A 9931-nucleotide genomic window follows, 5' to 3' on the forward strand; every position below is an offset into this window, starting at 1 on the left:
TGTAGAACGCGGTATCATCAAAGTGGGCGAAGAAGTTGAAATCGTTGGTATCAAAGAGACTCAGAAGTCTACCTGTACTGGCGTTGAAATGTTCCGCAAACTGCTGGACGAAGGCCGTGCTGGTGAGAACGTAGGTGTTCTGCTGCGTGGTATCAAACGTGAAGAAATCGAACGTGGTCAGGTACTGGCTAAGCCGGGCACCATCAAGCCACACACCAAGTTCGAATCTGAAGTGTACATTCTGTCCAAAGATGAAGGCGGCCGTCATACTCCGTTCTTCAAAGGCTACCGTCCGCAGTTCTACTTCCGTACTACTGACGTGACTGGCACCATCGAACTGCCGGAAGGCGTAGAGATGGTAATGCCGGGCGACAACATCAAAATGGTTGTTACCCTGATCCACCCGATCGCAATGGACGACGGTCTGCGTTTCGCAATCCGTGAAGGCGGCCGTACCGTTGGCGCGGGCGTTGTTGCTAAAGTTCTGGGCTAATTACTCGTTAATTAGTTTTGAATTGAAGAGGGCGCTTCGGCGCCCTTTTTGTTGCCTGCTATTTAGCCGCTGTTATATTTATTTGCCTTTTTTAACGCTTCTCCCGTGGCGTAAATCGCTTTGTGCTATTGTAATCATAACCATTCTCATTTACACTTTGTGCGGAAATTGAACGGGAGCGATCATGTACGTTTGTTTGTGTAATGGTATAAGCGATAAAAAAATCCGCCAGGCTGTACGACAATTTCATCCACAGTCATTTCAACAGTTGCGTAAATTTATTCCTGTGGGAAATCAATGTGGTAAGTGTATTCGCGCCGCGCGAGAAGTGATGCAGGATGAGTTAACGCAAATGCCGGAATTTAAAGAGATCGCCTGAGTCACACTCTTTTTTTTGACATCCCTGTAGCCCCATCTACGCTCTAGAGAGTGGAAGCGGAGGGACTATAAAATGAAAGGTGATGTTAAAATCATAAATTATCTCAATAAACTATTGGGAAATGAGCTTGTCGCAATTAATCAGTATTTTCTTCATGCCCGTATGTTCAAAAACTGGGGGCTGACCCGGCTTAATGATGTTGAGTACCATGAATCCATTGATGAGATGAAACACGCCGATAAGTATATTGAGCGTATTTTATTTCTGGAAGGCATACCGAACCTACAGGATCTGGGCAAGCTGGGCATCGGTGAAGATGTCGAAGAGATGCTACGATCGGATCTCCGGCTCGAACTGGAAGGCGCAAAAGATCTACGTGAGGCAATAGCCTATGCCGATAACGTTCATGATTATGTCAGCCGGGATATGATGATTGAAATTCTTGCCGACGAGGAAGGCCACATCGACTGGCTGGAAACTGAGCTGGATTTGATTGCCAAACTTGGTATGCAAAATTATCTGCAATCACAAATTAAGGTTACCGATTAACCGTCTGGAAAGAAAACTTTCCAACCTGTTATGAAACCCGCCACCGCCAGCCATGGCCCAAAAGGTAGCGGGTTTATTAATGCCGATTTACCTCTCACCAGTAGCGCGACGCCAAACCTGCCACAGGCCAACATAGCGGCAAGGAAAACCAGTAACGGCAGTGTTTCCCAACAATGCCACGCCCCTAAGGCAGCAAGGTACTTGACGTCGCCATATCCAAGCCCCTCTTTCTGATAACGCAGGCGATAGCCCCAGTAAATTAACGCGAATCCGCCATAGCCGGCGATAGCGCCCCAAAGCGCATCCGGTAAACGCTCCGGCAGGCAAATCTGGTGATAAAGCAGACCACCCCACAGTAATGGACAGGTAAACCGGTCAGGTAGCAGACCGGTACGCGCGTCGTATATGCCAAGTAATAAAGAGAACGACGCATAAAAAATGAGAAAGGGGAGGGCAACAAACATAAGCAAATCCTCGTCAAGGTTTGTGCTCACCTTTATAGATTTATGCGACAGCGACAACGACGTATTGCCAGGTTTGCCTGATGCCTTCCAAAGAAAAGATGCGCGTCGCCATCCCATGCGTACCATCTGGAATCATGCTCGCATAAGAATAAAGCGCTTAATTTCTATCCGACACTTGCGTCAGGCTGAGATTTACGTATAATGCGCGGGCTTGTCGTAATTGACGGCAGGTTCGATTTGAACCTCGAATAGCCGATTTGGCTATTTAACAATGCTCCCAATCGGGGAGCTACGTAAGAACGGTTACACTCTCCCATCAATCGTAATGGGTGTGAGGAGTAATCATTTTCGTTTATAAAATAATTGGAGCTCTGGTCTCATGCAGAACCAAAGAATCCGTATCCGCCTGAAAGCGTTTGATCATCGTCTGATCGATCAATCAACCGCGGAAATCGTCGAGACTGCCAAGCGCACTGGTGCGCAGGTTCGCGGTCCGATCCCGCTGCCGACCCGCAAAGAGCGCTTTACCGTTCTGATCTCTCCGCACGTTAACAAAGATGCGCGCGATCAGTACGAAATTCGCACTCACAAGCGTCTGGTTGACATCGTTGAGCCAACCGAGAAAACCGTTGATGCTCTGATGCGTCTGGACCTAGCTGCCGGTGTAGACGTGCAGATCAGCCTGGGTTAATCAGGTCATCGAGCGATTGAGAGGTTGATACAATGATTGGTTTAGTCGGTAAAAAAGTGGGTATGACCCGCATCTTCACTGAAGATGGCGTCTCTATCCCAGTAACCGTAATCGAAGTTGAAGCAAACCGTGTTACTCAGGTTAAAGACCTGGCTAACGATGGCTACCGCGCTGTTCAGGTTACTACGGGTGCTAAAAAAGCTAACCGTGTCACCAAGCCGGAAGCGGGTCACTTTGCTAAAGCTGGCGTAGAAGCTGGCCGTGGTCTGTGGGAATTCCGTCTGGCTGAAGGCGAAGAATACACCGTAGGTCAGAGCATCAGCGTTGAACTGTTTGCTGACGTTAAAAAAGTTGACGTAACCGGTACCTCTAAAGGTAAAGGTTTCGCTGGTACCGTTAAGCGCTGGAACTTCCGTACCCAGGACGCTACTCACGGTAACTCCTTGTCTCACCGCGTTCCGGGTTCTATCGGTCAGAACCAGACTCCGGGCAAAGTGTTCAAAGGCAAGAAAATGGCAGGTCAGATGGGTAATGAGCGCGTAACCGTTCAGAGCCTTGACGTAGTACGCGTTGACGCTGAGCGCAACCTGCTGCTGGTTAAGGGTGGTGTTCCGGGTGCAACCGGTTGCGACCTGATCGTTAAACCAGCTGTGAAGGCGTAAGGGGATAGCAATGGAATTAGTATTGAAAGACGCGCAGAGCGCGCTGACTGTTTCCGAAACTACCTTCGGTCGTGATTTCAACGAAGCGCTGGTTCACCAGGTTGTTGTTGCTTATGCAGCTGGTGCTCGTCAGGGTACTCGTGCTCAGAAGACTCGTGCTGAAGTAACTGGTTCCGGTAAAAAACCGTGGCGCCAGAAAGGCACTGGCCGTGCGCGTTCAGGTTCTATCAAGAGCCCGATCTGGCGTTCCGGTGGCGTGACCTTCGCTGCTCGTCCGCAGGACCACAGTCAAAAAGTTAACAAGAAGATGTACCGCGGCGCGCTGAAAAGCATCCTGTCCGAACTGGTACGTCAGGATCGTCTGATCGTTGTCGAGAAGTTCTCTGTAGAAGCGCCGAAAACTAAGCTGCTGGCACAGAAACTGAAAGACATGGCTCTGGAAGATGTGCTGATCATCACCGGTGAGCTGGACGAGAACCTGTTCCTGGCCGCACGTAACCTGCACAAGGTTGACGTACGCGATGCGACTGGTATCGACCCGGTTAGCCTGATCGCCTTCGACAAAGTCGTAATGACTGCTGATGCTGTTAAGCAAGTTGAGGAGATGCTGGCATGATTCGTGAAGAACGTCTGCTGAAGGTGCTGCGCGCACCGCACGTTTCTGAAAAAGCGTCTACTGCGATGGAAAAAACCAACACCATCGTTCTCAAAGTTGCTAAAGACGCGACCAAAGCAGAAATCAAAGCTGCTGTGCAGAAACTGTTTGAAGTCGAAGTCGAAGTCGTTAACACCCTGGTCGTTAAAGGGAAAGTTAAACGTCACGGACAGCGTATCGGTCGTCGTAGCGACTGGAAAAAAGCTTACGTCACCCTGAAAGAAGGCCAGAATCTGGACTTCGTCGGCGGCGCTGAGTAAGTCGGAGGAGTAATACAATGGCAGTTGTTAAATGTAAACCGACATCTCCGGGTCGTCGCCACGTCGTTAAAGTGGTCAACCCAGAGCTGCACAAGGGCAAACCTTTTGCTCCGCTGGTTGAAAAAAACAGCAAATCCGGTGGTCGTAACAACAATGGCCGTATCACCACTCGTCATATCGGTGGTGGTCACAAACAGGCTTATCGTATTGTTGACTTCAAACGCAACAAAGACGGTATCCCGGCAGTTGTTGAACGTCTTGAGTACGATCCGAACCGTTCCGCGAACATCGCGCTGGTTCTGTACAAAGACGGCGAACGCCGTTACATCCTGGCCCCGAAAGGCCTGAAAGCTGGCGACCAGATTCAGTCTGGCGTTGATGCTGCAATCAAAGCAGGCAACACCCTGCCGATGCGCAATATCCCGGTTGGTTCTACCGTTCATAACGTAGAAATGAAACCAGGTAAAGGCGGTCAGCTGGCGCGTTCCGCTGGTACTTACGTTCAGATCGTTGCTCGCGATGGCGCTTATGTCACCCTGCGTCTGCGTTCTGGTGAAATGCGTAAAGTCGAAGCAGACTGCCGTGCAACCCTGGGCGAAGTTGGCAATGCTGAGCATATGCTGCGCGTTCTGGGTAAAGCAGGTGCTGCACGCTGGCGTGGCGTTCGTCCTACCGTTCGCGGTACTGCGATGAACCCAGTAGACCACCCACATGGTGGTGGTGAAGGTCGTAACTTTGGTAAGCACCCGGTAACTCCGTGGGGCGTTCAGACCAAAGGTAAGAAGACCCGCAGCAACAAGCGTACTGATAAATTCATCGTACGTCGCCGTAGCAAATAATTTTAGAGGATAAGCCATGCCACGTTCTCTCAAGAAAGGTCCTTTTATTGACCTGCACTTGCTGAAGAAGGTAGAGAAAGCGGTGGAAAGCGGAGACAAGAAGCCCCTGCGCACTTGGTCCCGTCGTTCAACGATCTTTCCTAACATGATCGGTTTGACCATCGCTGTCCATAATGGTCGTCAGCACGTTCCGGTATTTGTTTCCGACGAAATGGTCGGTCACAAACTGGGTGAATTCGCACCGACTCGTACTTATCGCGGCCACGCTGCTGATAAAAAAGCGAAGAAGAAATAAGGTAGGAGGAAGAGATGGAAACTATCGCTAAACATCGCCATGCTCGTTCTTCTGCTCAGAAGGTTCGCCTTGTTGCTGACCTGATTCGCGGTAAGAAAGTGTCGCAGGCTCTGGATATTCTGACCTACACCAACAAGAAAGCGGCTGTACTGGTCAAGAAAGTTCTGGAATCTGCCATTGCTAACGCTGAACACAACGATGGCGCTGACATTGACGATCTGAAAGTTACGAAAATTTTCGTAGACGAAGGCCCGAGCATGAAGCGCATTATGCCGCGTGCAAAAGGTCGTGCAGATCGCATCCTGAAGCGCACCAGCCACATCACTGTGGTTGTGTCCGATCGCTGAGACTCTGGAGACTAGCAATGGGTCAGAAAGTACATCCTAATGGTATTCGCCTGGGTATTGTAAAACCATGGAACTCTACCTGGTTTGCGAACACCAAAGAATTCGCTGACAACCTGGACAGCGATTTTAAAGTACGTCAGTACCTGACGAAGGAACTGGCTAAAGCGTCTGTATCTCGTATCGTTATCGAGCGTCCGGCTAAGAGCATCCGTGTGACTATTCACACCGCTCGCCCGGGTATCGTTATCGGTAAAAAAGGTGAAGACGTAGAAAAACTGCGTAAGGTCGTAGCGGATATCGCTGGCGTTCCTGCACAGATCAACATCGCCGAAGTTCGTAAACCTGAACTGGACGCTAAACTGGTTGCTGACAGCATCACTTCTCAGCTGGAACGTCGCGTTATGTTCCGTCGTGCGATGAAGCGTGCTGTACAGAACGCCATGCGTCTGGGCGCTAAAGGTATCAAAGTTGAAGTTAGCGGCCGTCTGGGCGGCGCGGAAATCGCACGTACCGAATGGTACCGCGAAGGTCGCGTACCGCTGCACACTCTGCGTGCTGACATCGACTACAACACCTCTGAAGCGCACACCACTTATGGTGTAATCGGCGTTAAAGTGTGGATCTTCAAAGGCGAGATCCTGGGTGGTATGGCTGCTGTTGAACAACCGGAAAAACCGGCTGCTCAACCGAAAAAGCAGCAGCGTAAAGGCCGTAAATAAGGAGCGTCGCTGATGTTACAACCAAAGCGTACAAAATTCCGTAAAATGCACAAAGGCCGCAACCGTGGTCTGGCTGCAGGCGCGGATGTTAGCTTCGGCAGCTTCGGCCTGAAAGCTGTTGGCCGTGGTCGTCTGACTGCCCGTCAGATCGAAGCAGCACGTCGTGCTATGACCCGTGCAGTTAAGCGTCAAGGTAAGATCTGGATCCGTGTATTCCCGGACAAACCGATCACTGAAAAGCCGCTGGCAGTGCGTATGGGTAAAGGTAAAGGTAACGTGGAGTATTGGGTTGCCTTGATTCAGCCGGGTAAAGTCCTGTATGAAATGGACGGCGTACCGGAAGAGCTGGCCCGTGAAGCATTCAAGCTGGCAGCAGCGAAACTGCCGATTAAAACCACCTTTGTAACTAAGACGGTGATGTAATGAAAGCAAAAGAGCTGCGTGAGAAGAGCGTTGAAGAGCTGAACACCGAGCTACTGAACCTGCTGCGTGAGCAGTTCAACCTGCGTATGCAGGCTGCAAGTGGCCAGCTGCAACAGTCTCACCTGTTGAAGCAAGTGCGTCGTGATGTCGCACGCGTTAAGACTTTACTGACTGAGAAGGCGGGTGCGTAATGACCGATAAAATCCGTACTCTGCAAGGTCGCGTGGTTAGCGACAAAATGGAGAAATCCATTGTTGTTGCTATCGAACGTTTTGTGAAACACCCGATCTACGGTAAATTCATCAAGCGTACGACCAAAATGCACGTACATGACGAGAACAACGAATGCGGTATCGGCGACGTGGTTGAAATCCGCGAATGCCGTCCGCTGTCCAAGACCAAATCCTGGACTCTGGTTCGCGTTGTAGAGAAAGCGGTTCTGTAATACAGTACGCATTCTCAACGAATAAACGGCTCAGCGATGGGCCGTTTATTTTTTCTACCCATATCTGATTTGCGGTGTTATAATGCCGCGCCCTCGATATGGGGTTTTTTTAACGACCTGATTTTCGGGTCTCAGTAGTAGTTGACATTAGCGGAGCACTAAAATGATCCAAGAACAGACTATGCTGAACGTCGCCGACAACTCCGGTGCACGTCGCGTAATGTGTATCAAGGTTCTGGGTGGCTCGCACCGTCGCTACGCAGGCGTAGGCGACATCATTAAGATCACCATCAAAGAAGCGATTCCGCGTGGTAAGGTCAAAAAAGGTGATGTGCTGAAGGCGGTAGTGGTGCGCACCAAGAAGGGTGTTCGTCGCCCGGACGGTTCTGTCATTCGCTTCGATGGTAATGCATGCGTTATTTTAAACAATAACAGCGAGCAGCCTATCGGTACGCGTATTTTTGGGCCGGTAACTCGTGAACTTCGTAACGAGAAGTTCATGAAAATTATCTCTCTGGCACCAGAAGTACTCTAAGGAGCGAATCATGGCAGCGAAAATCCGTCGTGATGACGAAGTTATCGTGTTAACCGGTAAAGATAAAGGTAAACGCGGTAAAGTTAAGAATGTCCTGTCTTCCGGCAAGGTCATTGTTGAAGGTATCAACCTGGTTAAGAAACACCAGAAGCCGGTTCCGGCTCTGAACCAACCGGGCGGCATCGTTGAAAAAGAAGCTGCAATTCAGGTTTCTAACGTTGCAATCTTCAATACGGCAACCGGCAAGGCTGACCGTGTAGGCTTTAGATTCGAAGACGGCAAAAAAGTCCGTTTCTTCAAGTCTAACAGCGAAACTATCAAGTAATTTGGAGTAGTACGATGGCGAAACTGCATGATTACTACAAAGACGAAGTAGTTAACAAACTCATGACTGAGTTTAACTACAATTCTGTCATGCAAGTCCCTCGGGTCGAGAAGATCACCCTGAACATGGGTGTTGGTGAAGCGATCGCTGACAAGAAACTGCTGGATAACGCAGCAGCAGACCTGACAGCAATCTCCGGTCAAAAACCGTTGATCACCAAAGCACGCAAATCTGTTGCAGGCTTCAAAATCCGTCAGGGCTATCCGATCGGCTGTAAAGTAACTCTGCGTGGCGAACGCATGTGGGAGTTCTTTGAGCGCCTGATCACTATTGCTGTTCCTCGTATCCGTGACTTCCGTGGCTTGTCCGCTAAGTCATTCGACGGTCGTGGTAACTACAGCATGGGTGTCCGTGAGCAGATCATCTTCCCAGAAATCGACTACGATAAAGTCGACCGCGTTCGTGGTTTGGATATTACCATTACCACTACTGCGAAATCTGACGAAGAAGGCCGTGCTCTGCTGGCTGCCTTTGACTTCCCGTTCCGCAAGTAAGGTAGGGTTACTAAATGGCTAAGCAATCAATGAAAGCACGCGAAGTAAAACGCGTAGCTTTAGCTGATAAATACTTCGCGAAACGCGCTGAACTGAAAGCGATCATCTCTGATGTGAACGCAACCGACGAAGATCGTTGGAATGCGGTTCTTAAGCTGCAGACTCTGCCGCGTGATTCCAGCCCGTCACGTCAGCGTAACCGCTGCCGTCAAACTGGTCGTCCGCACGCTTTCCTGCGGAAGTTCGGGTTGAGCCGTATTAAGGTCCGTGAAGCCGCTATGCGCGGTGAAATTCCGGGTCTGAAAAAGGCTAGCTGGTAATTGTCACCAATTGAATCACGGGAGTAAAGACAGATGAGCATGCAAGATCCGATCGCGGATATGCTGACCCGTATCCGTAACGGTCAGGCCGCGAACAAAGCTGCGGTCACCATGCCTTCCTCTAAGCTGAAAGTGGCAATTGCCAACGTGCTGAAGGAAGAAGGTTTTATTGAAGATTTTAAAGTTGAAGGCGACACCAAGCCGGAACTGGAACTGACTCTTAAGTATTTCCAGGGTAAAGCTGTTGTAGAAAGCATTCAGCGTGTCAGCCGCCCAGGCCTGCGCATCTACAAACGTAAAGATGAGCTGCCGAAAGTTATGGCCGGTCTGGGTATCGCAGTTGTTTCTACCTCTAAAGGTGTTATGACAGATCGTGCAGCGCGCCAGGCTGGTCTTGGTGGCGAAATTATCTGCTACGTAGCCTAATCGGAGGAAAAAATGTCTCGTGTTGCTAAAGCACCGGTCGTTGTTCCTGCCGGCGTTGATGTCAAAATCAACGGTCAGGTTATTACGATCAAAGGTAAAAACGGCGAGCTGACTCGTACTCTCAACGATGCTGTTGAAGTTAAACATGCAGATAATGCACTGACCTTCGGTCCGCGTGATGGTTACGCAGACGGTTGGGCACAGGCTGGTACCGCGCGTGCCCTGCTGAACTCAATGGTTATCGGTGTTACCGAAGGCTTCACTAAGAAGCTGCAGCTGGTTGGTGTAGGTTATCGTGCAGCGGTTAAAGGGAATGTAGTAAACCTGTCTTTAGGTTTCTCTCACCCGGTTGACCATCAGCTGCCGGCAGGTATCACTGCTGAATGTCCGACTCAAACTGAAATCGTGCTGAAAGGCGCTGATAAGCAGGTGATCGGCCAGGTTGCAGCAGATCTGCGCGCCTACCGTCGTCCTGAGCCTTACAAAGGCAAGGGTGTTCGTTACGCCGACGAAGTCGTGCGTACCAAAGAGGCTAAGAAGAAGTAAGGTA

21 protein-coding genes are annotated in these 9931 nt (G+C 50.1%); 20 read left to right on the forward strand and 1 reads right to left on the reverse strand.

Annotated elements, in window-relative coordinates; all coding sequences use genetic code 11:
* The 3 genes from AAYN39_RS05835 to bfr form a co-directional block, all read left to right on the forward strand.
* Positions 1-493, forward strand: a 493-nt coding sequence (locus AAYN39_RS05835; RefSeq protein WP_100004912.1) for an EF-Tu/IF-2/RF-3 family GTPase, incomplete at its 5' end; no start/stop codon positions are given.
* Positions 494-677: 184 nt separating this feature from the next.
* Complete coding sequence (gene bfd, locus AAYN39_RS05840) at positions 678-872, forward strand: bacterioferritin-associated ferredoxin (RefSeq protein WP_000289082.1); 195 nt, start codon at positions 678-680, stop codon at positions 870-872.
* Positions 873-944: 72 nt separating this feature from the next.
* On the forward strand, positions 945-1421 hold the full coding sequence (gene bfr / locus AAYN39_RS05845) for a bacterioferritin (protein ID WP_000675528.1): 477 nt from the start codon (positions 945-947) through the stop codon (positions 1419-1421).
* Here bfr and hopD read toward each other — a convergent pair.
* Complete coding sequence (gene hopD / locus AAYN39_RS05850) at positions 1418-1885, reverse strand: A24 family peptidase (protein ID WP_000495849.1); 468 nt, start codon at positions 1883-1885, stop codon at positions 1418-1420. The genes bfr and hopD overlap by 4 nt on opposite strands.
* 379 nt (positions 1886-2264) lie before the next feature.
* Between hopD and rpsJ the strand changes: the two genes are divergently transcribed.
* The 17 genes from rpsJ (at position 2265) to rplF (ending at position 9927) form a co-directional block, all read left to right on the forward strand.
* Positions 2265-2576, forward strand: a complete 312-nt coding sequence (gene rpsJ, locus AAYN39_RS05855) for a 30S ribosomal protein S10 (RefSeq protein ID WP_001181005.1) — start codon at positions 2265-2267, stop codon at positions 2574-2576.
* A gap of 32 nt (positions 2577-2608) precedes the next feature.
* Complete coding sequence (gene rplC / locus AAYN39_RS05860; RefSeq protein ID WP_000579838.1) at positions 2609-3238, forward strand: 50S ribosomal protein L3; 630 nt, start codon at positions 2609-2611, stop codon at positions 3236-3238.
* 10 nt (positions 3239-3248) lie between these two features.
* The gene (gene rplD, locus AAYN39_RS05865) at positions 3249-3854 is read left to right on the forward strand and encodes a 50S ribosomal protein L4 (protein WP_000424395.1); all 606 of its coding nucleotides are present in this window, start codon (positions 3249-3251) and stop codon (positions 3852-3854) included.
* On the forward strand, positions 3851-4153 hold the full coding sequence (gene rplW / locus AAYN39_RS05870) for a 50S ribosomal protein L23 (protein WP_000617546.1): 303 nt from the start codon (positions 3851-3853) through the stop codon (positions 4151-4153). The genes rplD and rplW overlap by 4 nt, the downstream gene beginning before the upstream one ends.
* Positions 4154-4170: 17 nt before the next feature.
* Positions 4171-4992, forward strand: a complete 822-nt coding sequence (gene rplB, locus AAYN39_RS05875) for a 50S ribosomal protein L2 (RefSeq protein ID WP_000301869.1) — start codon at positions 4171-4173, stop codon at positions 4990-4992.
* A 16-nt stretch (positions 4993-5008) separates the two neighbouring features.
* The gene (gene rpsS / locus AAYN39_RS05880; RefSeq protein WP_001138115.1) at positions 5009-5287 is read left to right on the forward strand and encodes a 30S ribosomal protein S19; all 279 of its coding nucleotides are present in this window, start codon (positions 5009-5011) and stop codon (positions 5285-5287) included.
* 14 nt (positions 5288-5301) lie between these two features.
* The gene (gene rplV, locus AAYN39_RS05885) at positions 5302-5634 is read left to right on the forward strand and encodes a 50S ribosomal protein L22 (RefSeq protein ID WP_000447529.1); all 333 of its coding nucleotides are present in this window, start codon (positions 5302-5304) and stop codon (positions 5632-5634) included.
* Between the two features lie 17 nt (positions 5635-5651).
* Positions 5652-6353 (forward strand): 30S ribosomal protein S3, encoded by a 702-nt coding sequence (gene rpsC / locus AAYN39_RS05890; RefSeq protein ID WP_000529945.1) that lies wholly within the window; start codon positions 5652-5654, stop codon positions 6351-6353.
* A gap of 12 nt (positions 6354-6365) precedes the next feature.
* The gene (rplP, locus tag AAYN39_RS05895) at positions 6366-6776 is read left to right on the forward strand and encodes a 50S ribosomal protein L16 (protein WP_000941208.1); all 411 of its coding nucleotides are present in this window, start codon (positions 6366-6368) and stop codon (positions 6774-6776) included.
* The gene (gene rpmC, locus AAYN39_RS05900; RefSeq protein WP_000644742.1) at positions 6776-6967 is read left to right on the forward strand and encodes a 50S ribosomal protein L29; all 192 of its coding nucleotides are present in this window, start codon (positions 6776-6778) and stop codon (positions 6965-6967) included. Before rplP ends, rpmC begins: the two co-directional genes overlap by 1 nt.
* Positions 6967-7221 carry a 30S ribosomal protein S17 gene (rpsQ, locus tag AAYN39_RS05905; RefSeq protein WP_000130101.1) on the forward strand — a complete coding sequence of 85 codons (255 nt, stop codon included), beginning with the start codon at positions 6967-6969 and terminating at the stop codon, positions 7219-7221. The genes rpmC and rpsQ overlap by 1 nt, the downstream gene beginning before the upstream one ends.
* Before the next feature lie 163 nt (positions 7222-7384).
* Positions 7385-7756 (forward strand): 50S ribosomal protein L14, encoded by a 372-nt coding sequence (gene rplN, locus AAYN39_RS05910; protein WP_000613954.1) that lies wholly within the window; start codon positions 7385-7387, stop codon positions 7754-7756.
* A 10-nt stretch (positions 7757-7766) separates the two neighbouring features.
* Positions 7767-8081 (forward strand): 50S ribosomal protein L24, encoded by a 315-nt coding sequence (gene rplX, locus AAYN39_RS05915; protein WP_000729187.1) that lies wholly within the window; start codon positions 7767-7769, stop codon positions 8079-8081.
* Between the two features lie 14 nt (positions 8082-8095).
* A complete protein-coding gene (rplE, locus tag AAYN39_RS05920) occupies positions 8096-8635 on the forward strand; it encodes a 50S ribosomal protein L5 (RefSeq protein ID WP_001096206.1) in 540 nt (179 codons plus the stop codon).
* A 14-nt stretch (positions 8636-8649) separates the two neighbouring features.
* The gene (gene rpsN / locus AAYN39_RS05925; protein WP_001118932.1) at positions 8650-8955 is read left to right on the forward strand and encodes a 30S ribosomal protein S14; all 306 of its coding nucleotides are present in this window, start codon (positions 8650-8652) and stop codon (positions 8953-8955) included.
* Positions 8956-8988: 33 nt separating this feature from the next.
* Entirely contained in the window at positions 8989-9381 is a 393-nt protein-coding gene (rpsH, locus tag AAYN39_RS05930; protein ID WP_000062611.1) for a 30S ribosomal protein S8, read from the forward strand.
* 12 nt (positions 9382-9393) lie between these two features.
* Complete coding sequence (gene rplF / locus AAYN39_RS05935; protein ID WP_000091939.1) at positions 9394-9927, forward strand: 50S ribosomal protein L6; 534 nt, start codon at positions 9394-9396, stop codon at positions 9925-9927.
* Positions 9928-9931: the final 4 nt, after the last annotated feature.

Origin of the sequence: Salmonella sp. K21076 (assembly GCF_039650795.1) — a bacterium.
Classification (GTDB): Bacteria; Pseudomonadota; Gammaproteobacteria; order Enterobacterales; family Enterobacteriaceae; genus Salmonella; species Salmonella enterica.

Bases quoted from the DNA above. Each gene is read 5' to 3' on its own strand.
- bfd (WP_000289082.1), top strand. From the start codon at position 678: ATGTACGTTTGTTTGTGTAATGGTATAAGCGATAAAAAAATCCGCCAG.
- bfr (WP_000675528.1), top strand. From the start codon at position 945: ATGAAAGGTGATGTTAAAATCATAAATTATCTCAATAAACTATTGGGA.
- hopD (WP_000495849.1), bottom strand. From the start codon at position 1,885: ATGTTTGTTGCCCTCCCCTTTCTCATTTTTTATGCGTCGTTCTCTTTA.
- rpsJ (WP_001181005.1), top strand. From the start codon at position 2,265: ATGCAGAACCAAAGAATCCGTATCCGCCTGAAAGCGTTTGATCATCGT.
- rplC (WP_000579838.1), top strand. From the start codon at position 2,609: ATGATTGGTTTAGTCGGTAAAAAAGTGGGTATGACCCGCATCTTCACT.
- rplD (WP_000424395.1), top strand. From the start codon at position 3,249: ATGGAATTAGTATTGAAAGACGCGCAGAGCGCGCTGACTGTTTCCGAA.
- rplW (WP_000617546.1), top strand. From the start codon at position 3,851: ATGATTCGTGAAGAACGTCTGCTGAAGGTGCTGCGCGCACCGCACGTT.
- rplB (WP_000301869.1), top strand. From the start codon at position 4,171: ATGGCAGTTGTTAAATGTAAACCGACATCTCCGGGTCGTCGCCACGTC.
- rpsS (WP_001138115.1), top strand. From the start codon at position 5,009: ATGCCACGTTCTCTCAAGAAAGGTCCTTTTATTGACCTGCACTTGCTG.
- rplV (WP_000447529.1), top strand. From the start codon at position 5,302: ATGGAAACTATCGCTAAACATCGCCATGCTCGTTCTTCTGCTCAGAAG.
- rpsC (WP_000529945.1), top strand. From the start codon at position 5,652: ATGGGTCAGAAAGTACATCCTAATGGTATTCGCCTGGGTATTGTAAAA.
- rplP (WP_000941208.1), top strand. From the start codon at position 6,366: ATGTTACAACCAAAGCGTACAAAATTCCGTAAAATGCACAAAGGCCGC.
- rpmC (WP_000644742.1), top strand. From the start codon at position 6,776: ATGAAAGCAAAAGAGCTGCGTGAGAAGAGCGTTGAAGAGCTGAACACC.
- rpsQ (WP_000130101.1), top strand. From the start codon at position 6,967: ATGACCGATAAAATCCGTACTCTGCAAGGTCGCGTGGTTAGCGACAAA.
- rplN (WP_000613954.1), top strand. From the start codon at position 7,385: ATGATCCAAGAACAGACTATGCTGAACGTCGCCGACAACTCCGGTGCA.
- rplX (WP_000729187.1), top strand. From the start codon at position 7,767: ATGGCAGCGAAAATCCGTCGTGATGACGAAGTTATCGTGTTAACCGGT.
- rplE (WP_001096206.1), top strand. From the start codon at position 8,096: ATGGCGAAACTGCATGATTACTACAAAGACGAAGTAGTTAACAAACTC.
- rpsN (WP_001118932.1), top strand. From the start codon at position 8,650: ATGGCTAAGCAATCAATGAAAGCACGCGAAGTAAAACGCGTAGCTTTA.
- rpsH (WP_000062611.1), top strand. From the start codon at position 8,989: ATGAGCATGCAAGATCCGATCGCGGATATGCTGACCCGTATCCGTAAC.
- rplF (WP_000091939.1), top strand. From the start codon at position 9,394: ATGTCTCGTGTTGCTAAAGCACCGGTCGTTGTTCCTGCCGGCGTTGAT.